Below are 26864 nucleotides of genomic sequence, written 5' to 3' on the forward strand. Positions count from 1 at the left end.
TTCTAAATATTCTTAATCATACTATTCTTGTATTAAAATCAATTATTATTGCACCATGGCCCGAATACTAGCTTTTGATTATGGAACCAAACGGATTGGCATTGCCGTTACTGACCCGTTGCAAATTATAGCAACCGGTTTAACTACCATACATCCTAAAGATATTGTAGATTTTCTTAAAAAATACCTGGAGACCGAACAAGTAGAGCTTTTCGTTGTCGGCGAGCCCAAACAAATGGATGGCACAGCCTCCCAGTCTATGCCTCATGTGAAGGGATTTATGACTATCTTAAAAAAAGCATTCCCGGCTATTCCTATTGAAAAAATGGATGAACGTTTTACATCAAAAATGGCATCGGCTGCGATTACGCAAAGCGGACTAAAAAAAGCGGATAGGCAGAGTAAGGAGTTGATCGATACCATATCGGCGACCATTATCCTGCAATCCTGGATGGAGAAAAGAAGTTACGGGGCTTTGTGAATTAGCTAATCAACCGTCGTACTTTACTTCTCAGGAAATTGAAAAACTAAATTAGCAGGTAATAATAAACGCCGGAAATTAAATTTTTTTGAACGAAACCCGCTTCCCTGGTACTACATCTGGAATCACCTGTTTTGATTTTACTGTTTTGGCGCCCGAAGTAGCCTGTTTACCAAGTAAGGAATCCAGTCCCAGCATTAGGAGATTGCCTTTATAGAACATCTCTATTATCTTTTCTTCTCTGCCTGGATAGTTGGAAATTAGCATATCAACCTCTTTTAAAGGAAAATCTGAGGGATTTTCGGATTGAAAAGTACCGATAATAGCGCATGGACTGAACCCCTTACTGTTCAATAAGATGCTTTCATTGGTTTGGGCGATAGTGGAGTACAATATCAGGGACATACTGACTAGTACCAGGCAATCTTCAGGAACCGCTTCTGTAAAAGTAATGACTTGTTCTTCTAAGGTTTGATATCCTTCTATGTCTATGTCCTGATACCCCAGGTTTTCGTAATACTCTTCCCTGAAGTTAAAAGCGACCAGCATGATTCTTATGCGGTGTTTAATATAGGCTCCGCTTACCCCTTTAGGCCTTTTAATATCTGTTTGCGTTTTCAAGGAACCTAATGTAACACTCACCAAACCTTCCGTACTTTTACTAACCGAGTGGCTCATCTGAAGCACTTCATTGAGTTTACTATTTGCATTAAAGTCCAATCCCTGTAAAAAAGAAAGGTCCCCATCATGCAAATCCCTTTTTCCGTTCTCTCCGCTTACATTATTCAATATCGACCGGTATACCATTTGCGTACTCCTGTAAGCTGCCGTTCCATCCTTAAAAAAATAAGCCGGTTCAAATGCAGTCCTAATCACAGCAGCCGCAGAACTCGAAAGTCCAAACTCGGTAGCGCTCCTCTTCGTTTTGTCGGTTTGCTTAAATACCTTTGCCTTGCCCTGGATAATGTTTTTTCCCCGGTACTCCCGGTAGATCACAGAACCTGCAGTTCCATGTACCATTCCTTTATTATCTATACTAGCCATAATCTTAATGATTTACAGCAAAGTAATCGCTAAAGATTTCTAATAACAAAAGTCTAGCTAAATTTTCTCGAATCTTCTCTCCTACGTCATAAAACAACCAAAAAGAGCACATAAATCAGGATAACTGCTATAATAATTATAATTCACAGTATAAACAAAGCATTAAAAATCTAGAATAAGTCCGACTTATAATAGTCTACATTGGACTCATTCTGGTTCCTTATTGCAGTTTTATTAGAGTATTTTAGTATCAGGGTTAGCAAATGCAAAACCAGCCAATTTGATTTATTTAAAACGGTAAAAATCAAGTTAAAGACTTCTTTGTTTAATAATTGAAAGGATAAACTGCCATTTGAGCCTGAACTCAAGGAATGCAGGAAAAGTATTGAGACCTTATTCGCTTAGATATGTGACTATTTCATGCTCAAAAATAATTATATTAAATTTTTGAAGGGTTTAGCTATGAAGACCTTTGTCATACTTACCGCAGTTATTGCTTGCAGTATATTAATATCAAAAAATAACAAGCTCATTTATCAGCTTAAGTACCTGCTCACGTTTTAATGGCACAATATGCCCTAACTTTAAATGGATTCAGTAAGTGCTTACTAAAAAATATATCAGCCATGACAAGTTCGCATATATCAGGAATCTTCATATTTTTTAGTGATAATTCAAATAAACAAAGTGCCGAATAGGTTATTAGAACACTGTTTTTGATAATAAGCACAAGTTTTTAACTGATATTATCATACCATCTGTGGACAGCATGATCGGTAAAGACTAATTTATCTGTTTAAATTGTTTGATATTTGTAGTAAATATTAGGCTAACAATATGCGTATTAGTTTTAGCGGCCACGAAACTTTTGTTTGCCGGCAGTTTTGGTTAAAAAAGGGTTATGAGCATTTACTTGCACATAGATCTTTTGTTGATGATGATGCTGTAGTGCATTTAGGAGTAGGTAAGAATATGACCACAGCAATTAAGTTCTGGCTAAGAGGATTTAATATCGCAGATGATCATGACAAGATAACCACATTTGGTGATTATGTTTTTTCAGGAAAAGACCCATACTTGGAAGACTCAGCTTCACTTTGGTTGTTGCACTATATGGTAATCAATAATGAAAGGGTTTTTATCTTCAACAGCTTTTTCAATCAGTTTTTAAAAGAGAAAAATGAATTCACTAAGCCTCAGCTAATTTCATTTTTAAAGCGTAAAACGGAAGAAAGCGGAATAAAGCATTTCAGTGACAAAACATATGGTTCAGACGCAAATGTATTTTTGCGTACTTATAATAGAGCAAATGACGGGAAAGCTGACATAGAAGAAGAGACCGCTAATTTATTGGTCGAATTGAATCTGATTCGACCATTTACGAGGCTATCGCTGGATGGTAAAACTTCCATTCAATGGTTTAAGGTAATAAGGGAAAGTAGAGAAAATCTGCCTCGTGAAATACTAGCTTACGCCATTATCAATACTTTTGGTAATGAGGTTCAATCATTGTCTTTTAAAGATTTACTTGAGAGTGTTAATTCTCCAGGTAATATTTTTTGCTTAACTGAAAAAGGCCTTGAAGAAAAACTTGTTGAACTAGCACATGTATGGCCATTAGATTTTAATTATAACGAAACAGCTGGTAATCGGGTATTTCAGATTAAAAGAGAATTAGATAAATGGGAGTTTTTAAATAGATATTATGGTTAAGCATTTTTCGCCTTCTCAGAATATACTGATCAATAATTTTAATGTTAGCGAATTTATAATAACACCGAATACACAGGAGGTATTTGATGCTATTATAAACAATTATGAATCAGGAGTAAGATCAATTAATTTAATTGGAGCTTATGGCACTGGTAAATCCACATTCTTTAATGCTTTATCCTATCACCTGAATGAGGAAAAGATTTTTGTGCAAGGTAGGGAATGGACAAGTTATAGTAATTTCGATATTTTAAAGTTGGTTGGAAGTTATGACTCTATCATAGACAATGTTAAAAACCTTATTGGCTCATCCAGCAATAAACCATCAGAAGTGGTTAAAGAATTAGAAGGTCTTATCAAAAATTCTAATAGGGAAAAAAGAGGTCTTATCTTGATGATAGATGAGTTTGGTAAGTTCTTGGAATATGCCTCAGTAAATGGTGCAGAAAAGGAGCTATACTTCTTACAACAAATTGCAGAGGTTTTCAATAATATAGAATATGAAGCTGCTTTTATAACAACTCTTCATCAAGATTTTTCAGCCTATGCTGTTGAGTTAAATAACACCCAACGTAACGAGTGGATAAAGGTAAAAGGCCGATTTAAAGAACTCACTTTTAATGAGCCAGTAGAGCAACTTCTACTTCTCGCAAGTAAGACAATAGCCGCCCAACCGAACCAAGATAACCTAGAAAAAATAAGATATTTAATAGGGATTATTAGTGATGCTAAAGCTTTTCCGCTAAAGGATTACTTTGATCAGAGAACAGCCAATAGTATATATCCCTTGGATCTATTGTCTGGGAGTATCCTTGCTTTAGCCCTTCAGCAATATGGACAGAACGAACGGTCACTCTTTACTTTTTTAAATGCTCATAGCTTTTATGGTTTAGACGATTTAAATAAAGGAAGCCAAAATTTTTATGCCATATCAAATGTGTATGACTATTTAAACTATAACCTTTATTCATTTCTGAATTCAAAAGCCAATATGCATTATAGTAAATGGGCGGAAATTAAAAATGCGTTGGAAAGAGTAGAAGGAGAAGTAGAAGAAAAAGATCATAAACTGTATCAAACATTAATTAAAACTATTGGCTTACTAAATATTTTTAGCCATGCAGGGGCTAAATTAGATTTAAACTTTTTGACAAATTACATTGAGCTAACCGGTAAGCTCAATGATGTGGAAGCAGCTATTAAAAATCTTCAACGGTTAAATTTGTTATCATATAATCGGTATTCTCAACGCTATTTTTATTCGGATACGACTGCTGTTAATATTGATGATGCCATACATGAGGCAGGTCTGGAAATTAGTAGAGCGAATAATATTGTAAGCTTTTTAAATGGTTATTTCCCTTTAGCACCCGTTTCTGCAAAAAGAACTTATTACGAAAAAGGAACACCACGTATTTTTGAATATAAAATCAGTGACTCTCCATACTCAGCCTCAAAACCTACAGGTCAGATAGATGGATTTATCAATCTGATCTTTAACGAAAAAATAAAAGAAGCCGACATTATAAAAGCATCTTCAAACACTGATCAAGCAATTATTTATGCACATTTTCTAAGGGCTGATGCGATACAGCATGCTATTGAAGAAATTGAAAAGGCAGAAATTGCGAAAGCTAAATACCTCAATGATAAGATTATTCAAAGGGAGTTAAACGCAATAGTAGACATACAAAAAAATTTGCTCAACTATCTGTTATATGAAGGTTTTTATGATTGGGATTCTGTAAATTGGTATTATAACGGCAAAAAAGTTACCTTGCAAAATAGCAGACACTTCAATGCTCTTTTGTCTGACATATCCGATCTTGTATATCCTTCAACACCTGTATTTATAAGCGAACTTGCTAACAGAAATAAACTTTCTACTCCCATATCAGCGGCTAGAAAATCTTTGCTAGAAGCATTGATCAACTGTGGGGAAGAAGAAGGCTTAAGTATTGAAGGATTTCCACCTCAAAAAAGTATTTATCTCTCTTTGTTGTTACAGACAGGTATACATAGGAAAACTGATAACGGATGGTCGTTGCAGCCGCTAAATGATTCCGCTCTGGATACCAACAACTTTTTGCCTTTATTTAAAACTTGTAATGCTTTTATAAATGGTACAAAGGGAGCCAAAAGGAGCATAAGTGAGTTATATGCTCTTTTGGAAGAACCTCCATTCAAACTAAAGAGAGGTTTTCTTGATTTTTGGATACCTATATACCTTTTAATGAAATCGGATGATTTTGCTATGTATGGGCAAAATGGTTTTATACCAGAAATCAATGCAGATATACTTGAGCTTTTAGTTAAAAATCCTAAACATTACGAGATCAAAGCTTTTGATACAGAAGGTATTAAAGTAAGCTTGTTCAACCGTTACCGCGATTTGTTATCACTAAGCGAAGAAAAACAAACTTCAACTGAGGGATTCATTAAAACGATCGTTCCTTTTTTTAAATTTTATAGAGACTTAAAGCCCTATGTAAAACAAACTAAAAGATTGAGTAAGAAGGTTCAAAATGTAAGAAAAGCACTTACAGAGGCTACAGATCCGGAGAAATTATTTTTCGAAGATTTACCAAGCGCACTTAATTATGATTTAATTCAGTTAAATAAAACCCCGGAGTTATTGATTGAATTTAGCACTGAGTTACAAAATTCGATTAGAGAATTGCGTAGTGCTTATGATGAATTATTAAATCATTTTGAAATCATTATTAATTCTTTGTGGAATATACCATACACTTTCCTTGAATACAAGGAACAATTAAGAAACAGATATTCAGGATCAGTGAAAAAATACCTGTTGTTATCTTATCAAAAAACTTTTTTTGATCGACTGTGTTCGCCACTTGAGGATAGAGGAGCATGGCTCTCATCAGTGGCACAGGCAACTGTTGGGAAAACATTAGACCAAATTACAGATAAGGAAGTTGAGCAATTGCAAGAGCGTTTTTTAACCCTTGTCCACGAATTAGATAATCTGAATGATATGGCATTGCAAAAAGTCAACCTTGAACAGGAAGATGTCTTTAAATTGGAGCTTACTACACCAGGAAATAACATTAGTCAAAAAATAGTTCGCATACCTAAAATACAAAGTGCCCAATTCCAAAATTTGGAAAGCGAATTGTCTGGTTTAATACAAAAAGAGAATAAAACCACAAAAATTGCTATATTGGCAAAACTGCTAAAACAAGTATTAGATGACGATAGAAAATAATAGTGTAAGGCATGTCTTAGGTATTTCAGGAGGGAAAGACAGTGCAGCATTAGCTATTTATATGAAAGAGTTATATCCACAAATGGATATAGAATTTTATACATGTGATACTGGCAAAGAACTTGACGAGACTTATCAGCTCATCCGTAATCTAGAATCTAAACTAGGCGTTAGCATTAATAAACTTTATGCTAAAGAAGGGGACAAAGGAAACCCTTTTGATTTTTACCATAACCTTTATGGTGGCTATCTTCCATCTTCAAACGCTCGCTGGTGTACACAAAAACTAAAGATTGAACCTTTTGAAAATTACATTGGTACTACACCTGTAATTTCATATGTGGGTATTCGCGGAGATGAAGACCGAGAGGGTTACATCTCTACCAAATCACACGTACAATCTATTTTCCCTTTCAGGGAAAATATTTGGAGTGAAGAGGTAATTGGTAAAGTATTAAAGAATGAAAATCAACAAAAGCTCCTTGCTTTATATAAAGAGTTTTTAAGTCAGAACTTATACCAAAGGGCTGTAGATATTCTTAAAACACCCTTATCATTCTCGTATAATCAAAATCAAAAGTTGAAGGCGTTGATGGATCTAGGAATTAAGGAATTTAATCATGTGGCTTTCCAATCTTTGAAAGATTCTAATCTTCCTATTGCTCTAGTTAACGATTTTCCCTTGCTAAACAACGAATCAGTCTTAATTCGCGATGATATATTTAGAATATTACGCGAAAGCGGAGTAGGTGTACCTGCTTATTATGAAGAAATTCCTTACGAAGTTAATGGGCAGATAGGTAAGTATAATCGTAGCCGATCTGGGTGTTTCTTTTGTTTCTTTCAACGGAAAATTGAATGGGTTTGGCTGTATGAACAAAATCCTGTCAAATTCTTTTTGGCTGTTGAGTATGAAAAAGATGGCTACACCTGGATGCAAGATGAACGCTTAGAAGAACTAATTAATCCTGAGCGAATTAATCAAATTAAATTAGAATTTTTAACCAAACAGCAAAACGCTGCTCAAAATTATCGATCAAATAAGTTAATTGATATTTTAGATGCGGAAGAAGAAGGTTGTTTAGCTTGTTTTATATAGTAATGGAATATAAAATAGAAAAATGGCAATTAAGACAATTGCTAAAAATTTTAGAGGAAAAGAAACTCGATTTAAATCCGCCATATCAAAGAAATGCCATTTGGCCCAAAAAGACTCAAAGATTTTTAATTAATTCAATAAAATCTGGTATTCCCGTGCCCAGTATCTTTCTATATGAAAAAGAAGTCGAAAATTACGAGATGGTTGATGGACAACAACGCACAAGAGCGATCCATCTTTATAACTCGACAGGGGAAATTGACCTATCATCAGACGACTCAGATTTCAAAAAGGATCATTTTTTGAGTTATGAAATACCAGTTACTATTATTACGAAAGTGGAGATAGGGGAATCTATTGAAGAGTTTTACTACATGGTCAATTCAAGTGGGGTTAAACTAAATCGTCCAGAAACTTTGAAAGCGCAATATTTTGATTCAAAGTTTTTAAAATTAGTCCAAGATATAACTATTTCAGAGTCATTTAATAAATTAAATATTATTCCAGCTAACTCTCAAAAAAGAATGTTAGACAGGGATTTGGTTGAAGAATTATGTGCACTCGTAATTTATGGAATAACTGATAAGAAAGCTCAAGTAGACAAGTTATATATTAATGACATAAATGATGAGGACGAAGCTATATGTAGATCAAAATTCAAAGAAATCTTAGACCATTTATCTAGATTTGATGAAATTCGTTTAATTAAAACAACTAGGTTTCGGCAAAGGAATGATTTTTATACACTGTTTGGATTTATAAAAGATAATGTCAATATTGGAAATGACGCTTTAGATTATTTTTATAAATTATTGATAATTTTAGAAAAAGGTATTCGTCCCAATAGTAGAAGTGCAGCTAGAGAATTGGCTGAATATGCTTTTAATTGTGTTAGCCAATCAAATTCTGCTAATGCTAGATTGAAAAGAATAGAAATCTTTAATAACTTATTTCTTAATGACAGTAAATTACCGAATACTTCTCAAGAAGAAATCAGAAGCTATTACCCTGCTGAAGGTGAATATTTTAAGCAAATTGGTAAGTATTACACATTTAATGATATGACACTAAATCGGGCCGTTCTGGAAAAGGAACAGCAAAATTTTTAATAATTATGTATTTAGACGGTAGAAATATAAAGCTTTCAACTAATCCGACAGAGAATCTACTCGAGTTGGAAGGGGAATATTACCAGATCGATTTCTTACATGAGACAAATAAATACGTACATGGTGGAAATGGCATTATTTTCAAACTTAGTGATGAGCAAAAGGGTATTGATTATGTTATTAAGTTTTTGAGATTTTCTGTTGAATATGCAAATAATGATTGGAAATTAAAAAAGAGATTAAAACGTTTTGACAGAGAAGTAGAGGCCCTCTATGTAGCCAAAACAAATAGTCTTTTAGGTATAGTTCAGATTGAGACGCATGGAGATTTTATTATTAGTGGAGAAACTTTCCCATATTATATAATGGAGAAATGTGATTTTACTTTAAATCAATATCTGCAGGATGAGGGGGATGATTTGAATGTAATTCAAAAAACTATGTTATGCCATAAAATTTTAGAGGGTGTTCAGCAATTGCATGAATATAAAATATATCATCGTGATATAAAACATGATAATATATACTTTTTAGATGGAGAACCATTGATAGGTGATTTAGGTTTAGTAGATTTTCAAGATACTGATTATATAATAAATGAAAATGGGGAATTAATAGGACCAACCGGATGGTTTTCTCCTGAAGCTTTGAATAAATATCTTGTTGAAAAAACACCAAACAAAAATAAGTTTGATTGTACTATTGACGAAAAATCAGAAGTTTTCCAGTTGGGTAAGCTTTTCTGGTATATATTTCAAGGAAACTTACCGATTGGTCAGATACAGGTAGAAGATTTCCTTCCTAACAATGAAATAATTTACGAGATACTTTACAATATGCTCGTTTATTCTAAAAACAAGAGGTCGGATACAGAAAAGGTATCTTATCAAATCGGTAGTTTTTTATCTAGTAATTAAAAAAAATTTAAACTCTTCTCCCATTCTACCGCATATAATTTAATAACACTGAAAACATAATGCATATTTTAATTTCTTAATTTTCTATTATTGGTGGGATCATTTATTCTTTCATAGTCTGTTTTGTGCTCTGGTAATCAATTTACTTTCGAATAACTATATAACTGGTCAAAACACTCCATCCTTGGAATAGGAAGACCATTTAACTTGCTATTTAAATTAAAATTTATTTTAGGCCATTAATCCGCTCAAATATCTCTCTAAAATAGTCATCTGCATAGTTAAATTTTGATTCCTGCCCTGATGTGCCTCTCAATTCTAATATATGTTTAGCACCGCCCTCTGCATATTCGCTAATTATCGTAAGAATTTCCCTTGAGTTTAATAATTCATCGGATGTAGAAACTTCCATTTTCCCAATTGCCATTAAAACAAGCGAATAGGCAATACTTTCAGATGCGTTAGAGATAACTTGGTATTCAAATGAGGTTCTGTTCTGCAGAAGATCACCCTTTTCGCGTTTATTATGTAAAAAGCCTATTATAGAAGCCCATGCATATACTTGCCAATAGTTGGAAAAAAACTTATCATCTGCCCTTGTAATGTTTACTCCTCGTTCCTCTTTGCGGCTAAAAAGATCCCGCACTTTAAGTAGTTCATTCCCATACCAAACCTTCTTTTTATTCACCTCAACAATTAATTTATCTTTCATATCATTTGATTTTCGTGGTAATTGAACGTCTGTTTGTCCTTGATTTGCCTGCTGTAGGATTTATAAATTCACTTGTGATTTGATAAAAGTTTTTTATGTCGGCTTCTATAATTAGTTTCGCGAGTTGCTCATTATCAAATTGTGTATAATCCTTTGACATAATGATAATTTGTTCAAATGATGCCCCAATATTAACTGTTAAATTATAGGTATTACCTGCATCTAAATCTGATGAAGGAGCATCGGCTATTAGAGGATAAGATCTATTCATTTTTTTTGCACTTAAAGATAAGAAGGCATTAGCTAAAGCAAGCTTTTGCGCTACTAGTTCACCTTGATTCAGGTCATTAAGTTGCATTCCAGTTTTCATATCCACGACATGTGCAGAGTCATCTATTTTTATTACACCTTGTTCCTTTCCGTCTAAATAAAGGGAATATAAACGATTGCTTTCTATCTCCAACTCTTTGATGAGCGTATTGTAAGCGGAATCTTTTAAAACAGAAATACTTTTTATAAACAAGCTTATATAATCGGAAGCAACACTTTCCGCTAAGTTAATATCCTGACTTTTCGTAAAATTATCCCTTAAAGCCTTTTTATTTGATAATTCTAATTTGGATGATAATAGTTCCTGCTCTAATACGGAAATTCTCTTTAGTTTAATACTTTTATCTGTTCGGTAAGTTTTATGTTTATTGATGTTTTGCTGTGCTATTGAAGCATTTGTTTCAAGATCCGCACGTTCTTCAAACCCTAGATCGTTAAACACATTTGATATCTGCTTTCCAAGTGAATTCCTTTTTCTAATTAATGCATTTTTCTTATTCTCATTCTCAACTATCTCAGTATTAATATTAGGAAGGTCGTTCAAAAGTCTTTTACGGAAACGATTGAGATCCGCATAATTATCCTGAAGTGATTTAACATGTGCATTTTTTTGAAAGTCATTCAATCTCCTTTGAAGTGCTTCGTATGCCGCCTGATCATCTACAATTGATCGCTCGCAGATATAGCATATTTTATCCACTAACATTTGCTCAACATATTCTGGACCAGGCAAATTCATTGGAATCGGATTACTATGAGCTTGCTTTATCTGAATTTCAGTATTCAATATATTCAAATTAGACTCAGCGGCTTTTATGAGCTCTGCGCAACCATTAAGCATCCAAACATTGATCAATCTTTCTTTAGTGTTTATCTCTATTGCATCTATTTGACTTTTAGTAATTTTTTGGTCAGCTTCTAATCTGGTTAAATCTATCTTATATTGCATAAAATGATCTATTCCTTCGAGTTTCTGCTCAATTTTAGTCAATTCTTCTTCCAAGCTTTGGGTTTGATTTACAAGATCAATCTTTTCTTGTTCATTTATAGAGATTTTATTTTCTAATATTGTAATATCAAAATATATAGCATTTTGTTCTTTAGATAAGCGGTTTTGCTGTGCCAGTTCTTTGGCAATTTTCTTATTTATGCTTGCATCGGATGACATAACTACTTTATACATGAAGTCATATTTAGGAAAATAGGAGATTTCATGTATTGCATTTCTTAATGTGGCTTTACTGCTAAAATCATACAAATCATCCATGGTTTCCCCTTGATACCACATGAATTTCCTAATGCTTTTGGGAAAGATTTTATTTAGCACTATTTCAAAATCAAAGCGTTGGACAATAAAAGTTTCCCCGCTTTGAACATATTCGATTTTTAATTCAGAAGGTAACAATGTTATTATTCCCCTATCTGTTTTTTTAAAAGTAACTACTCGTTTAAAATTATAAATGACAGTATCATCGGTAGTGAAATCAGCAGCCTGGTAATCATTTGCTTCGATGGTTACCTCAACTGATGTTTGAAATTGTTCATCAATGTCAAGTGAGTTTGATATGGAATCCGGATAGATAGTCAAATTTTTATCGTCATCCCATGTTTTTTTCTTGTTTCCACTTCCTTCACCAGAATATATTTTATCAAAGAATGTCCAGTAAAATGCGTTAAAAAATTGTGATTTGCCACTGCCATTCCTTCCAGAGATAATATTTAATCCCCTTGTGAATGAGAAAGTATTTTTACCCAGATAACAAAAGAAATTATTGATTTGAACTTCGTTAATTACCATTACTATGCCTTTTTGTTTTTATTGTATTAATTATATAGTTTTCAAATTCACCACGTGCTTTATCAATATCTTCTAACTCAGCCTCTAGAAAGCGGTCTGCGGAAAGCAACTTTTCAAAGGCTCCTGATATAATTGTTGGATCAATTTTTTTTGCTATAATAAGGTTAGCAAATTGCGTTTGTTTCAATATTGTACCAAATTCTTCTCTAAGACTATCATTTAATGTCTTTTTCATATTTCGTATAAATCAAGTTCTGAATTCATCATTTCATAAATATCAATTTCATAAATACTTGCTAAGTCTTCCAGGCTTTTCATGACTTGCATTTTGTTTTCAGCTAGGGCTGCAAAATTGATCAATCTTTTAAGCTCACCCATTAATATGTTTTTTTCAACTTTGTGTTCTTGTGATTGCCCTTGAGTAATATCAACGGGAGGTTTCACAACCATATCGTAGATATATGCGTAAGGCTTGTTTTTATGGAATCTAAGAACACGCCCACGTCTTTGTACATATTGACGAGGATTACCTGTACTTGAGCAGAATACCGCATATTGTGTACGTGGTACATCCACTCCTTCGTCCAGGCATTTCATTGCTAAAACAGCATCTATTTCCCCATTACGAAATTGACTGAGTATGGCCTCTCGGTCTTGAGTGTCACCAAGGAATTTCCGCATTTTGAAATGATGCTGCTGATATAACAAAGATGTATACCGATTTACTATACGCATATCATCCTCATCGCTGATAGTTGTATCCTGTTCATCATAGTTTGCACTATTCCCTTCAGGTACATAAATAAAGACATACTTAAATTTATCAGGGCCAATTCTGTCTACTATTTCAAGAAGAGTCGATTCTTTTTGTCTTGCTTTGTGAATAACATTTTTTCTTTCAATTAAAAGCCTACTAACAGCGGGGCTTTCTCTGTAGCGACCAGTTACGGAATCAATATATTTTGCTAGTTTTTTAGTTATTGAACGATAAGCATCCAGTTCATCCGGTTCTAATGATACCATTACTGGATAGTAGTAATATTTACATAGAATCTTATCATTTATAGCCTGTTGCATATTATAGACAAACGTATAATGTGGAGGAAAGGCATTGAAAAAATTGCATAAGAGTTCTTGTCCAGTAGCGTCATATACTCGTTCAGGAGTTGCTGATAAGCCGATACGTTTATTGATTTTAACTGGTAATATTTTGAGTAGTTTTGCTGATCCAAGAGTATGTGCTTCATCTGCAATTAAAGTCAATAAGCTGAAGAACCCTTTAAAATTTCTTTCCCACGTAGTTTGAAACTTTAACCCCCGGAAAGTAGCATAAGTAACAATTAACCCGAAGTTATTGTTGCTGCCGATAATAAAATTTCTGCCGAATTGATTCACTCTAGCCTCCCACCCTAGATGCTTACTCGAACAAATGACGATATCTGTATAATTAAACTTTTGGGTTGCCTCTTCATACCATTGATCTGCTAATGCAATAGTTGGAACTAATACTACAAAATTATATTGATTCTGAATGCGAAACTCTTGAAGAACACAATTTAAAGCTGTAATGGTCTTACCAGTTCCAGTAGCCATTGCAAATAGTCCCTTGTAACCATTTGCAATCCAATTGTCATAAGCTTTTATCTGGTAATCTCTTGGACCTTCCTTATAAGGAAATTTCGGTAAGAGATAATCTGAATCACCTTCAGCTATAAAGACAGGTTTAAGCTCCTTATGCTTATCCAATTTTAGATATCTCTTTTTTAAATTAAGTAATTCCTTTTCCTGAACCAGTAATTCATCAATATCTTTATTAGCAAAAGTATTTATGATAATGGCTTGTATTTCCTCCACTGGAACATACTCCACAAAATCTGCTCTTTCGGAATATATTTCTTCGAAATATTTATCCTGTTTTAAAATAAATTTATCAGATCGTAAATCATCTCCTAATATGTAAATTTCTATTTCTTCAAGGTTAGATAGAAGACCATATGATGTGAAATTACAAGAGGCTTTAAAGCCTACTTTGTTAATTCCATCTCCAAATACTCCAGATTTGTAATGAGAAATCCCTTTCCCTTCTTTCGGACGTATGACCTTAAGTTGAATACGGTCCTGATTAATTAACCATGCAATACATTCGAAAAAATGATTACCATATTCATCCAATGAATCTTTAATTGATTTAAAATCCGATAAATCTACCAATGTAGAAGATACGAAACTACTTTTCCCAAGTAATACTGCTTCTTTATCTTTTTCAGACAGCACGTCGTTAATTAGCATCCGTAATTTACCACCTTTACTTATAAACGTTGCAAATCCTAGTGAAAGAAGATGGATTGCAGATGTGCTGAAATATCCTAACAGTAAATCTAAGATTGTACTGTTCATTAACGCATCTTGATAAAATTCATAGGGTTTGAATTCACTTCCTGATCGGTAGGACCGATCCTCAGGCCAGCTTACATCTTTAAGCATGAATAAGTAAAGTTTTTTGCATCAAGTTAACTATCAAATTATTATTGATAGTTTGAGGGGGGTAAGATACATACTATATAATACTTTGCCAAATTAGGCAGATAATTCATTGAAACTCATTTTATATGATGCTGTAGGTGCAATTATTACAACTAGATTTTAGTGTACTGTTCAAGTATGATCAATTTTATAGCAAGTTCTTTTTCTCTAACCTTTCCGACTCTTATAATGTCCGTTAAAGAAAGCAATTCATATAATTTATCGTTTTCTTGAATTGCTTCTGTTACTTTTGGATAAAGAGGGTCAATAGAAACTCCTTTTGTATTGCCATGTAGAGGTTGAGCAGTTATTATGCCTCGGCTAATTCTGCCTTGTATTGCCGGAAATACATATGGTAATCCGTATTGGATAAATTCAAGCAATGTATTAATTTGTACTTTATGCGACATAATTAATCCTGCAATTTTCGATCTGTTAATTGAATTCCCTACTTCAGATAGGCTTATTCTTAAATCCCTTGAAAGCTCTATATTCATGGCTTGATGGTTAGCTAATACTATTTGATATAATATTGCAAGGTCATAAGGGCGCATTCCATTATGTGCTTTCATAAAACTAATAAACATATAATTTGCAATTTGCAAATCGCAAATTGCGACATTGTCCTCTGGTTTCGCAATCCTCTTATTACACTTCCATCCTTTTCCTTGTGAGAAAATTGCACACATTCAGATCCTTATGATTTTAACAATTTGTTTTGTTTGAATTTTTCCTTATTTAACCTAACCAATTATTTACTTATGTCTGATTTGTTCCTATACTCTGATCAAGATCTGCTGTTAAAAGGGGCATTAGGTAATGAACATGCATTCCGCCAACTATTTTCGAGGTATCATCAGCAATTAGGCGTTTATGTTTATCGTATTACTGATTCGGTTGATTTGGCTGAAGATATTATTCAGGATGTATTTCTTGAAATATGGATGAGTCGTGAAGCATTGGCTGGTGTAGATAATTTTAAAGCTTATTTAGTTGTCATGTCTAAAAACCATACTTTAAATTGCTTATTGAAACTAAGCAGGGAGCGGTTAAAGAAAAAGGATGGGAGGATAATTTCAACAACGGTTTGAAATCAGGGGAGGAGGAGAGCAATGGTGGCAAACCGGGGAAGAACTATATTGCCTTTAGTTTGTAAATTTTTTATCGGATTTATAAAGTTGGGATTTATGTGTTTATGGAGACTTTCAATGAATAACTAAAGCTTCGCAGGAGACTTTTAGGGATATTTAAGGCATAAAAAAGCAGCAGTTTTTTTGAATAATACACTCAAAATGAGTATATTAAAGTCGCAAAACAAAACAAAAAAACATGCTGCAGTCCAAAGATACCAATAGAATTTCTGAAATAAAAACGCAATTTGATTCTAAGGAAAATATCACATTGCGTTTTTTAAACTGGTTATCGTTCTTTGAATTTAAATCTGTATATAAAACACTGAATCCGCTTAAGAAAAAAGGGTTTAAGGTTTCCGATTTACTCGGTATGCTTTTAGTTGTACCCTTTACCGGAAAAACGAATATGTATTCTCTTTTACAAAGCAGCAGTGCACCTGGCATAGCCCGTAAGGACAGTTTTTACCGGATGAAAAAGATGCATGACATTAACTGGGAGAAGCTGCTGTTTGCATTCGCAGGACGATTTGTAAAAATCTGTTTAGCCAAAGGAACAGGTACTGCTCCAGGGCACCGGATGCTGATCATTGATGACAGCCTATTGCCTAAGTCGGGTACCATGATGGAAAATATCAGCCGTTTATGGGACCATGTATCCATGCGTTATGTGCTGGGATACCGGATGCTGGTACTGGGTTATTTTGACGGCAAAAGCTTTCTTCCTGTAAGTTTCTCGCTTCATCGGGAGAAGGGCAAAAGGGAGGCAAGTCCCTATGGATTGAAAAGAATGGAATACCAGGGCCAGTACCATAAAGAAAGAAATAGGGAGAGCCCTGCGGGCAAACGTACTGCAGAAATGGACAAGGACAAGATTACCACAGCTATCCGTATGATCAAACAGGCCTGCGGTAGCCTGCAAGTCGATTATCTGCTTATGGACAGCTGGTTTACCTGTGAGAAAATGCTGGCCTGCGCCCATTCAGTAAAGGTAAAGCTCATTGGAATGATGAAAATGGGTAACGCCCGGTACCTCTTCAGAGGGAAAGAGTATACGGCCAAAGAATTGATTGTACTGTTAAAAAAAGAACAGAAAAGGTGCAGGAAGCTGGCCGCAATGTATATCGAAGTGCCTTTATTTTATAAGGGGTATCCGGTAAAACTGTTCTTTTCTAAGTTTGGAAGGAACGGTAACTGGCAGCTGCTTTTGTCTACGGACCTGAACGCCGGCTATCTGAAAACAGTGGAACGTTATCAGGTTCGCTGGTCCATAGAAGTCTTCTTTAAAGAAAGTAAACAGTATCTGAAGATCGGTAAAAGCCAGGCTGCAGATATCGGTGCACAGTTCGCCGATATCACCATCAGTATGATCCAGTATATCCTGCTGACACTAAGAAAACGGTTCGGAGAATATGAAACCAAAGGTGCCGTATTCAGAGATGCAGAAGAGAAATTAAAAGACCTGACCCTGGATCAACGCTTATGGGGATTATTGTTAGAAATGGTCAAACTTATTGTTGAAATATTAGGACTTCCATTAGATGATCTGGATCAGTTTATGACTAATTTAATTCAAGAAAATAAAGTTAAAAAACTCTTGAAACTTCATTTTTCAGTTTAAGATTAATCACAAATTCATGTGCGAAGCTTTAGTGAATAATAATGGATCAATATTTTATTTCAGGAATTGAAAGTTTATTTTGTTATCAAACGCGCTACTAATTAAACAATTGCAAGATTCCCGTTTGGAAAAATCATTATTTTATCTATATTTGCATAAATCGAAAGAGGGGGCAGCATGTCCCCTCTTTTCTTTTTTGCTAATTTATGAATGTAGAGCAAAGGGTAAGACAACTTGTTGAAGAAAAAATAGCCGACCGCGAAGACCTCTTTATCGTTGATATAAAGATGCATTTAAATGGTACGCTGATGATTCTGATTGACAGTGATAATGGCATTGCAATTGAGGATTGTGCCATGGTAAGCCGTACAGTTGGTTTCTTTCTCGAAGAAGAAAATGTAATTGAGCAGGCGTATAATCTTGAAGTGTCATCACCGGGTATCGATTATCCCTTGGGTATGAAAAGGCAGTATGAAAAGAATATAGGACGTACTATTTCGGTTCAGATGGTTGATGAGGTGAATAAGAAGAGAGAAGGAAAACTTCTTGACGTACAGGAAGAAGGTATTTTATTGGAAGAAAATATAAAGGAAAAGGGTAAAAAAGCAATCGTTCAGGAAAGCTTTATAGCCTTTGACCACATTACAGAAACAAAGGTTTTAATTTCATTTAAGTAGAAATGAGCAATATTAATTTAATTGATTCTTTTCAGGAATTTAAAGAATTTAAGAACATTGACCGTCCTACCGTCATCAGTGTATTGGAAGAAGTGTTCAGAAGTATGATCCGTAAAAAATACGGAACAGATGAAAACTGCGACGTGATTGTAAATCCAGACAATGGTGACCTGGAAATCTGGAGAACACGAACTGTAATGGAAGACGGTTTTTCTGAAGATGATGATTTGGAAATTGAATTGGCAGAAGTGCATAAGATCGATCCCGAATTGGAAGTGGGCGATGATTTTATCGAGCAGGTAACGTTGGAGACATTCGGACGTCGTGCTATCCTTGCCGCCAGACAAACATTGGTTTCTAAGGTTCTGGAACTGGAGAAAGATGAGATTTTCCGTAAATACAAGGATCGCGTAGGCGAGATTGTAACCGGTGAAGTTTACCAGGTTTGGAAAAAGGAAACCTTGGTGCTGGATGATGAAGGAAATGAATTACTTCTTCCTAAAACCGAACAAATCCCTGCAGATTACTACAAAAAAGGCGATACCGTTAGAGCGGTGATCTTGAAAGTGGATATGTTGAACACAAATCCAAAGATTATTATCTCTCGTACTGCACCTGAATTCCTTCAACGTTTATTCGAATTAGAAGTACCCGAAATATTTGATGGTCTGATTGTGATCAAAAAGATTGTTCGTGAACCAGGAGAGCGCGCTAAGGTAGCGGTAGAATCTTACGATGATCGTATCGATCCTGTAGGTGCCTGCGTAGGTATGAAAGGTTCCCGTATTCATGGTATCGTTAGAGAATTGAAAAATGAGAATATTGATGTGATTAACTTCACCCAAAATTCTTCGTTATATATACAACGTGCTTTAAGTCCGGCAAAAATTACAACAATCAAGCTGGATGATGTGGATAAACGTGCCGCAGTGTATTTAAAGCCTGATCAAGTATCTTTAGCAATCGGTCGTGGTGGACATAATATTAAATTAGCCGGCAAGTTAACCGGTTATGAAATTGATGTATACCGTGAGGCTGAAGTAGATGATGAGGATGTTGATCTGGAAGAATTCTCAGATGAAATTGATGGCTGGATTATTGATGAATTTAAACGTGTTGGTTTGGATACAGCTAAATCAGTATTAGAGCTAACTATTGATGAGTTAGTTAAGCGTACAGATTTGGAAGATGGTACAGTGAAAGAAGTGTTAAGTATATTAAGAGCGGAATTTGAATAAGTAATACTGTTTCGGTTTCCTTCTATTAAATATGGGATAAAAGTCCTATTTTTGTTAAAATAATTTTGAGGTAATTTTTTTAAATGTCAGAAGGTAAAAGTATAAATTTACTAAAAGCTGCAAAAGAGCTTAATATTGGGTTGTCAACAGCCGTGGAATCTTTGAGTAAAAAGGGATTTAAGGTTGATGCAAAGCCTAATACAAAGCTTTCAGAAGAAATGTATGGTGCTTTATTGCAGGAGTACCAAGGTGATAAAATTGTCCGTGAAGAAGCCAGACAAATCGTTATAGGAAAAATACGTCGTGATGATGTACCAACTCCGGCTCCTGAAAGACATGAACCCCGCAGAGAAAAGGAATTCGAACAGGAAGAGATCCTGATTAAGAATACTGGTTCATTTGGACACAGTCCAGCTGCAGAAAAACCGAAAGTAGTAGTACCTGTGGTAGCTCCCGTTATCGCAGAAGAACCTGTAGCAGAACCTGCTAAGGGAGAAAATCATATTGCAGGTGTAAAAGTTGTTGGCAAAATTGATCTCGAATCATTTAACCGCAGACCCAAGCATGAGGTAAAGCCCCCCGTAGTAGCAGTGGTTAAGGAAAAGGAACCTGAAAAGGCAGTTGTAGCAGAACCTGTTGCATCTCAACCCGTCCCAGTTGTAGAAGTACCTGTTGCTCCCGTACCTGTTGTTGAAGCGAAAGTGGAAGCAACACCTCCGGTTGAAGTGAAGGAAACACCTAAACCTGTCCCGGTTGCTGAAATTCCAAAACCAGATGTACCAGTTGAGGTAGAAGTTAAACCTACTGAACCCATAGCAGAAGTAAAAGCAGAGCCCGTTGTTGAAAAACAACCAGAGCCTGTTGTTGCACCTGTTCCAGCTGCTGCACCTGCCCCCCTTGCTATTGTTAAAGAAGAGAAGAAAGAAGTAGCCCCTCAGGCTGCTCCTGAAAATAAAATTATGGAAACTCCTGATGCCCCTGTCGTGGAGCAACCTGTAAAAGTAGAACAAGCGCCTGAAGATGACGTTATCCGTGCAAGAGCACAACGTCTGACCGGACCAAACGTAATTGGTAAAATTGATTTGTCTGCACAGCAGCCACAGCGTCGTAAAGATCAGCCTGTAGCTTCTTCCTCAGCAGCAAACAGTGATCATAACAAACGTAAGCGTAAACGTAAAGATGCTCCCGGTTATCAGGGAGGACAAGGTCAGGGTGCTGGCCAGGCACAAGGAAGTACACCTGCAACGCAAGGTGGAGCTCCACGTCCAGCTGCACCGGTTCCGGCCCCTCATACTGGTCCAAGACCCGATTTTCGTGGCGGTGCCTTAAATCATGGTGGCGCAAGACCTGATTTTAGAGGTGGTACAAGGAACCATGGTGGTGCTTCAACTGGAGGAGGTCCTAAAGAGGAACCAACAGAAAAAGAAATACAGGATCAGATCAGAGCAACCCTTGCCCGCTTAAGTGGAGCAGGTAAATCTGGAAAGTTCGCACAACGTGCTAAATTCCGTCGTCAGAAACGTGATGATGTTGCTCAGTCTGCTGAAGATGCTGCAATGGAAAAAGAACTTCAGTCTAAAGTACTGAAGGTTACAGAATTTGTTACAGCAAATGAACTGGCTAGCATGATGGATGTTCCGGTAACACAAATTATCTCTACGTGTATGAGTTTAGGGATGTTCGTGTCTATCAATCAACGTCTGGATGCCGAAACACTAAGTATTGTTGCTGATGAGTTTGGTTATAATTTAGAGTTCGTTAAACCGGATGATGAGGAAGCCAGTCTGGAGATTGAAGATGAACCGGATACATTAATTCCACGTGCTCCTATTGTTACTGTAATGGGTCACGTTGACCATGGTAAAACATCATTACTTGACTTTGTTCGTAAAACGAATGTGTTAGGTGGAGAAGCCGGGGGAATTACCCAGCATATTGGAGCATACGCAGTTCAACTGGAAGATGGACGTAAAATTACATTCCTGGATACACCGGGTCACGAAGCCTTTACGGCTATGCGTGCTCGTGGTGCGAAGGTTACCGATATCGCCATTATTGTAATTGCTGCGGATGATAGTGTGATGCCTCAAACACGTGAAGCAATCAATCACGCTCAAGCTGCAAATGTTCCTATTGTATTTGCCTTTAGTAAAGTAGATAAACCGGGAGCAAATACAGACCGGATTCGTGAACAACTTTCGCAGATGAATATCCTGGTGGAAGACTGGGGAGGTAAATATCAGAGTCAGGAAATATCCGGTAAAACAGGTATGAACGTCGACTTGCTTTTAGAAAAGGTATTACTGGAAGCAGAATTATTGGAACTAAAAGCTAATCCAAATAAGAGAGCAACTGGTACCGTTATTGAAGCGGCATTAGATAAAGGCCGTGGAATTGTTACCACTGTGTTAATATTAGCCGGTACATTAAGAGTGGGTGATCCTATTCTTGCGGGAAGTTATAGTGGTCGTGTCAAGGCACTGACTAATGAACGCGGACAGAAAGTTGAGTTTGCAGGACCATCTACACCGGTACAGGTGTTAGGTATGTCTGGCGCACCAACTGCCGGTGATAAGTTCAACTCGATGGATAGTGAGGTTGAAGCCCGTGAAATTGCAAATAAACGTCTGCAGTTACAACGTGAGCAGGGACTTCGTACTCAGAAACATATCACGCTTGATGAAATTGGTCGCCGTTTAGCTATCGGAAACTTCAGGGAACTTAACATCATTGTTAAGGGTGACGTGGATGGTTCAATTGAGGCGTTATCCGATTCCTTGTTGAAGATGTCTACAGAACAGATCCAGGTGAACATCATACACAAGTCAGTAGGTCAGATTTCCGAATCAGACGTATTATTGGCTTCTGCATCCGATGCAATCATTATCGGTTTCCAGGTACGACCTTCCGCAAGTGCGCGTAAGCTAGCTGAACAGGAATCAATCGACATTCGTTTATATTCTATCATCTACGATGCGATTAACGAAGTGAAGGCTGCGATGGAAGGTATGCTTGCTCCTGAATTCGAAGAGAAGATCATTGCTAACGTAGAAATACGTGAAACATTCAAGATCAGCAAGGTTGGTACTATCGCAGGTTGTATGGTACTCGACGGTAAGCTGAATCGTAACAGTAAGATCCGTATTATACGTGATGGTGTTGTGGTTTATACAGGCGAGCTGGCTTCATTGAAACGTTTCAAGGATGATGTGAAAGAGGTTACTAAGGGTTATGAATGTGGTTTAAATATTCAAAACTTTAATGACATTGAAGTAGGAGACATTGTTGAAGGCTACGAAAGTGTTGAAGTGAAGAGAAAATTGTAAGTCATATTCTTACAGCAGTATATATAAGGCAACCTTTTTCCAGGTTGCCTTTTTTTGATTATAAATTATAAAAATGATTAGTATTATCACATGTGTTCATAATCAGTTAGGAATGAATAAGCTTTTTGTAGAGCTTTTGAGAAAAAACACAGACGGAGAAATTGAATTGATTGTAATAGATAATAATTCAACAGATGGTTCAAGGGAATTCTTCAAAGAACATGCTGATAAGCTGATTTTGAATGATAAAAACTATTCCTATTCTTACTGTCAGAATCAAGGTATTCAAGTAGCTAAATATGATTACCTCGCATTTTTTAATAATGACATGTTACTTTCTAAAAGTTGGGACGCACATTCACTGGAATTGATGAGGCAAAAGCCATTTGATATTATTTCATTTGCTAGTGATTTTTGGGAGCAAGACAAACTTAAGAAACAGAAACAACGACAGTGGAAGAGAATTAAATATCCTTTTATAGCTCTATTTGGAAGAGGGTATAATGCATTGAAAATCATGGCATTTCTTATGTATGGTGATTGGGATGACTTTTGTAAAAAACGCTTTGAAAAGTTTGGCTATACAACTATAGAGGGTTTTAGTGGTTCTTCCATTTTTATGCGACGCTCTGTTTTAGACAAAGTGGGTATTTGGGATAATAGGATTCATGATGCTGACTTTGATATTTATATGCGAGTGAAAGCGAGAAACTTGGAAGTTGGGGATATTGAGCCTCTTCAAATAGCAATCGGTATATTTTTTCACCATTATTCAAGGCTCACCTTAAGGTCCAAGCATGAGCCTTTTGCAGATGCAAGTAAACTGATTACCTTGAAAGAGAAATGGGGGCAAAGGGGAACTTTGTTATTGAAAGATATTGGTTATTCGCTATAATAACCTCTTCATGATGATTAGTAATACTATCATTCTTTATTAGCCAATTAAAGAGAAAGCTCTTTTATTTGGGAAGTATAATAAAAGTATTTTTCCAATACAAGTAAAGAGATCAAATCTTCCTGTTTTGAATTTAGAAACTGCTTTATATATTGATGAGCATTGTTTACAATGATTTGAGCTTCTTCGGGATGGTTAATGTAAAAATTTAATCTTTCTTCAAGATCTGAATAGTCATCCTTTATTAAAATATAGTGAAAATCAGGTATAAGTCTCCCTTCCATAAACCAAGTTTCATAAACAGGTTTGCGCATTACAGCTATTGAATTGGATGACATAATCCATTTTAGATTTGTCGCTACATCATTACCTTCTAAACTGAGTATAAACTTGTAATTTAAATGAGCAATTATTGACATCTTTGGCTTAAGCCATTCAGGATTACCACCCTTTTTATTTACTTGTCCTATATCACACATCGGATGGTTAAAATACATTTTCATAAAGCTTATCCGGTGCGGTTGAGTAATAACTGCCCTACCAATGAGGGTGTTTGTTTTTTCTTCTAGCTTCTTATGGTCATGAATAAAAAAAAAATGCCTCTTTTTGTCTAAGTTCAACACAATTGCCTTGGCATTGTCGCCTGCAATAGGTCTGCTTTTTTGTATCGTTGGCACCTTTGGAATCGTAATGATATCACCGAAGAGAAAGTTTGCCAGGAAGCTTTTTTTAAAATAACGTGTGTACTCATAAGTATCAAAACGATATGCTTTAGGACTCTTAATTGCCAGTAATTGCTTTAGTGGCGTGGAATGAATTCCAAGCGGAGTAAAATCTTTGAGTTTATTATAATAGTTTACCCGGTCAGTAAGATAGACAATATCAAATTTATGTATAGATGAAAGCTTTTCAGACAATGAGTTTTCATAAAATATAGTTGGAGTAACCTGTCTTAAGAAGTTTTTTGCATAATAAAGGAACTTATTTTTTCTAATTTTAAGATATACTTCTTGTAAAAACATACTGCAAACTTAGGGTTAATACTACAAATATCCTCTCATTATAAGTGTTCAAGAGGGTTAATTCGTTAACTTTGCCACTTTTAAACAGAGAAATGGTGTTATTAGCATAGTTCATCAATTTATGAAAGATATTCCTTTAATTTTTGTTCATAAGGGTAATTCATCGTACCTGAAACCCGTATTAGCACATAATTACGCTTTTAATAAAGTCGCGGACATCTATCTTCTTGGGGATGAACAAAACGGCAAAATACCCTTTGTGAAACATGAAATGATGGAGCAGTATTCCGCTACAGCTGATAAATTTGCCAAGATTTATGAACACATGTCCAGTAATCCCTATCAATTTGAGCTCGGATGCTTTCAACGCTGGTTTATTATCAATGAATTTGTTAAGCAGAAAGGAATAGAACATTTTTTATATTTAGATTCTGATGTGATGCTATTCTGTAACGTGAAAGAAGTATTTAATCATTTTTTGCCATATGATTTTACCATAAGTCAGGCACATTCTCCACATATTACGCTCTTCAATAGCGCTTCATTAGATAGATTTTGCAATTACATTACCGAATTATATAGCAAACCTGAGTATATAGCAAGGTTCAAATTAAGTTATCAGGAATTTAAAGATGCTAACAGACTGGGAGGAATTTGTGATATGTTTGCTTTTTCTTTATACCAGCAAGATGTTTCGGATCATGTAAAGGAGATCTCAGAACCCTCAGGTGCGTATTATTTTGATAGTAACATCAATGAAAGTGATGGCTTCGAGATGAAAGCAGGATTGAAAAAGGTGTATTGGAAAAACAATCTGCCTTATGCAAAAACTACTGGTGGAGAGTCTTATGTGCAATTATATGCGCTCCATTTTCAGGGTGCTGCAAAATCACAGGTTTCCAGATATGCACTAAATCAAAGATTGGAACGTCCCGGTATTATTTCTTTTATTAAACAAATCATTTTTCAATAAGTTCATGCTACACTACTGTACGTTGTTTAATTCCGCTTACCTATCCAGGGGGCTTGCGATGTATTATTCACTTGAAGACCATTGCAACGATTTTCATCTTTATATTTTCGCTTTTGATAACGACTGCCTGACTGTTTTATTAAACTTAAAACTGAAACACGCCACTATCATTTCTTTAAAGGAATTTGAGGACGATGAGCTGTTAGCTGTAAAACCCGGACGTACTTCAGGTGAATATTGCTGGACCTGTACCTCCTCAACAATCTGGTATTGCTTAAAAACGTATGCACTGGACCATTGTACCTATATAGATGCCGACCTGCTTTTCTTTAGTAACCCAAAGGGAATAATGGACGAAATGAACGAAAAGTCAATACTCATAACGGCGCACCGCTATACTGCGGAGCATGATCAGTCCGCACTGAGTGGCTATTATTGTGTACAATACATCACCTTTAAAAACACAGCAGAAGGGTTGACCGCATTAAACTGGTGGCGCAATGCCTGTTTGGAATGGTGTTATAAACGATTTGAAGATGGAAAGTTTGGTGATCAGAAATATTTAGATGACTGGACCACCCGATTCAAAGGTGTGCATGAATTGGCAAATATTGGAGCAGGAGTTGCACCTTGGAATGTGCAGCAATACGATCTTCTCCATAAAGCAAATAAAATACAAGTTCTGGATACCACTTTCCTAAAAGAGGATGAACTTATTTTTTACCATTTTCATGATTTCAGGTATTGCATCAAGAAATCGTTTCGCCTAACAGCAGAGCAGTATTACCTATCAAAAGCTGTTATAAAAGACATTTACAAGCCTTATATCAAGGCATTGGTAGCTGCCGAAAACAAAATAAGGACAATAAATAAAGAAATAACCTTTCACGAACCTTTGCTTAATTTTGATTGGATTAAACGCGTAACAGGCAGAAGGGTAACTTTTATATTTAAAGGATATTACAGGAACTATTACAAAAAAAGAAAATTGATCTAAAGAAAGAACCAGCATCTCATATCACCATAA

Annotated in this window: 21 protein-coding genes; 14 read left to right on the plus strand and 7 right to left on the minus strand. The window is 35.5% G+C overall.

Going from position 1 to position 26864, the window contains the following annotated elements; all coding sequences use genetic code 11:
- The first annotated feature begins 55 nt into the window (after positions 1–55).
- Entirely contained in the window at positions 56–481 is a 426-nt protein-coding gene (gene ruvX / locus ADIARSV_RS13025) for a Holliday junction resolvase RuvX (protein ID WP_016196018.1), read from the plus strand.
- 78 nt (positions 482–559) lie between these two features.
- On the opposite strand, the gene ADIARSV_RS13030 is transcribed toward ruvX, so the two are convergent.
- On the minus strand, positions 560–1525 hold the full coding sequence (locus ADIARSV_RS13030) for a hypothetical protein (protein WP_016196019.1): 966 nt from the start codon (positions 1523–1525) through the stop codon (positions 560–562).
- Positions 1526–2362: 837 nt separating this feature from the next.
- Here ADIARSV_RS13030 and ADIARSV_RS13035 point away from each other — a divergent pair.
- From ADIARSV_RS13035 to ADIARSV_RS13055, 5 genes are read left to right on the plus strand one after another with little or no spacing between them, the layout of a single operon-like run.
- Positions 2363–3238, plus strand: a complete 876-nt coding sequence (locus ADIARSV_RS13035; RefSeq protein ID WP_016196021.1) for a DUF4007 family protein — start codon at positions 2363–2365, stop codon at positions 3236–3238.
- Positions 3231–6467 (plus strand): hypothetical protein, encoded by a 3237-nt coding sequence (locus tag ADIARSV_RS13040; protein ID WP_016196022.1) that lies wholly within the window; start codon positions 3231–3233, stop codon positions 6465–6467. The genes ADIARSV_RS13035 and ADIARSV_RS13040 overlap by 8 nt, the downstream gene beginning before the upstream one ends.
- Positions 6451–7566, plus strand: a complete 1116-nt coding sequence (locus ADIARSV_RS13045; RefSeq protein WP_016196023.1) for a phosphoadenosine phosphosulfate reductase family protein — start codon at positions 6451–6453, stop codon at positions 7564–7566. The genes ADIARSV_RS13040 and ADIARSV_RS13045 overlap by 17 nt, the downstream gene beginning before the upstream one ends.
- A 2-nt stretch (positions 7567–7568) precedes the next feature.
- Positions 7569–8675: a DUF262 domain-containing protein gene (locus ADIARSV_RS13050; protein WP_016196024.1), complete on the plus strand. Its 1107-nt coding sequence runs from the start codon at positions 7569–7571 to the stop codon at positions 8673–8675.
- Between the two features lie 5 nt (positions 8676–8680).
- Positions 8681–9592, plus strand: a complete 912-nt coding sequence (locus ADIARSV_RS13055; RefSeq protein WP_016196025.1) for a protein kinase domain-containing protein — start codon at positions 8681–8683, stop codon at positions 9590–9592.
- A gap of 226 nt (positions 9593–9818) precedes the next feature.
- On the opposite strand, the gene ADIARSV_RS13060 is transcribed toward ADIARSV_RS13055, so the two are convergent.
- The 5 genes from ADIARSV_RS13060 to ADIARSV_RS13080 form a co-directional block, all read right to left on the minus strand.
- The gene (locus ADIARSV_RS13060; RefSeq protein WP_016196026.1) at positions 9819–10304 is read right to left on the minus strand and encodes a hypothetical protein; all 486 of its coding nucleotides are present in this window, start codon (positions 10302–10304) and stop codon (positions 9819–9821) included.
- A 1-nt stretch (position 10305) separates the two neighbouring features.
- On the minus strand, positions 10306–12432 hold the full coding sequence (locus ADIARSV_RS13065; RefSeq protein WP_016196027.1) for an ATP-binding protein: 2127 nt from the start codon (positions 12430–12432) through the stop codon (positions 10306–10308).
- Entirely contained in the window at positions 12422–12667 is a 246-nt protein-coding gene (locus ADIARSV_RS13070) for a hypothetical protein (RefSeq protein ID WP_016196028.1), read from the minus strand. Before ADIARSV_RS13070 ends, ADIARSV_RS13065 begins: the two co-directional genes overlap by 11 nt.
- The gene (locus ADIARSV_RS13075; protein ID WP_016196029.1) at positions 12664–14916 is read right to left on the minus strand and encodes a DEAD/DEAH box helicase family protein; all 2253 of its coding nucleotides are present in this window, start codon (positions 14914–14916) and stop codon (positions 12664–12666) included. The genes ADIARSV_RS13070 and ADIARSV_RS13075 overlap by 4 nt, the downstream gene beginning before the upstream one ends.
- A 152-nt stretch (positions 14917–15068) precedes the next feature.
- On the minus strand, positions 15069–15644 hold the full coding sequence (locus tag ADIARSV_RS13080) for a hypothetical protein (protein WP_016196030.1): 576 nt from the start codon (positions 15642–15644) through the stop codon (positions 15069–15071).
- A gap of 72 nt (positions 15645–15716) precedes the next feature.
- Here ADIARSV_RS13080 and ADIARSV_RS13085 point away from each other — a divergent pair, with 72 nt between their 5' ends.
- The 6 genes from ADIARSV_RS13085 to ADIARSV_RS13110 all read left to right on the plus strand — a co-directional run bounded on the left by ADIARSV_RS13085 (position 15717) and on the right by ADIARSV_RS13110 (position 23842).
- Positions 15717–16046, plus strand: coding sequence for an RNA polymerase sigma factor (locus ADIARSV_RS13085; protein WP_016196031.1), 330 nt, complete (start codon positions 15717–15719; stop codon positions 16044–16046).
- 238 nt (positions 16047–16284) lie between these two features.
- The gene (locus ADIARSV_RS13090; protein ID WP_016196032.1) at positions 16285–17706 is read left to right on the plus strand and encodes an IS4 family transposase; all 1422 of its coding nucleotides are present in this window, start codon (positions 16285–16287) and stop codon (positions 17704–17706) included.
- Positions 17707–17912: 206 nt separating this feature from the next.
- A complete protein-coding gene (locus ADIARSV_RS13095; RefSeq protein WP_016196033.1) occupies positions 17913–18383 on the plus strand; it encodes a ribosome maturation factor RimP in 471 nt (156 codons plus the stop codon).
- A gap of 2 nt (positions 18384–18385) precedes the next feature.
- Positions 18386–19621, plus strand: coding sequence for a transcription termination factor NusA (nusA, locus tag ADIARSV_RS13100; protein ID WP_016196034.1), 1236 nt, complete (start codon positions 18386–18388; stop codon positions 19619–19621).
- An 83-nt stretch (positions 19622–19704) separates the two neighbouring features.
- On the plus strand, positions 19705–22947 hold the full coding sequence (gene infB / locus ADIARSV_RS13105; RefSeq protein ID WP_016196035.1) for a translation initiation factor IF-2: 3243 nt from the start codon (positions 19705–19707) through the stop codon (positions 22945–22947).
- A 73-nt stretch (positions 22948–23020) separates the two neighbouring features.
- Complete coding sequence (locus ADIARSV_RS13110) at positions 23021–23842, plus strand: glycosyltransferase family 2 protein (RefSeq protein WP_083936584.1); 822 nt, start codon at positions 23021–23023, stop codon at positions 23840–23842.
- A 47-nt stretch (positions 23843–23889) separates the two neighbouring features.
- Here the strand turns inward: ADIARSV_RS13110 and ADIARSV_RS13115 are convergent, their stop codons facing one another.
- A complete protein-coding gene (locus ADIARSV_RS13115; RefSeq protein WP_016196037.1) occupies positions 23890–24864 on the minus strand; it encodes a glycosyl transferase family 90 in 975 nt (324 codons plus the stop codon).
- A 121-nt stretch (positions 24865–24985) separates the two neighbouring features.
- Between ADIARSV_RS13115 and ADIARSV_RS13120 the strand changes: the two genes are divergently transcribed.
- Both ADIARSV_RS13120 and ADIARSV_RS13125 read left to right on the plus strand, forming a co-directional pair.
- A complete protein-coding gene (locus ADIARSV_RS13120) occupies positions 24986–25837 on the plus strand; it encodes a hypothetical protein (protein WP_016196038.1) in 852 nt (283 codons plus the stop codon).
- 4 nt (positions 25838–25841) lie between these two features.
- Positions 25842–26834, plus strand: a complete 993-nt coding sequence (locus ADIARSV_RS13125; protein WP_040300046.1) for a hypothetical protein — start codon at positions 25842–25844, stop codon at positions 26832–26834.
- The last annotated feature ends 30 nt before the right edge of the window (positions 26835–26864 follow it).

Origin of the sequence: Arcticibacter svalbardensis MN12-7 (assembly GCF_000403135.1) — a bacterium.
GTDB lineage: Bacteria > Bacteroidota > Bacteroidia > Sphingobacteriales > Sphingobacteriaceae > Arcticibacter > Arcticibacter svalbardensis.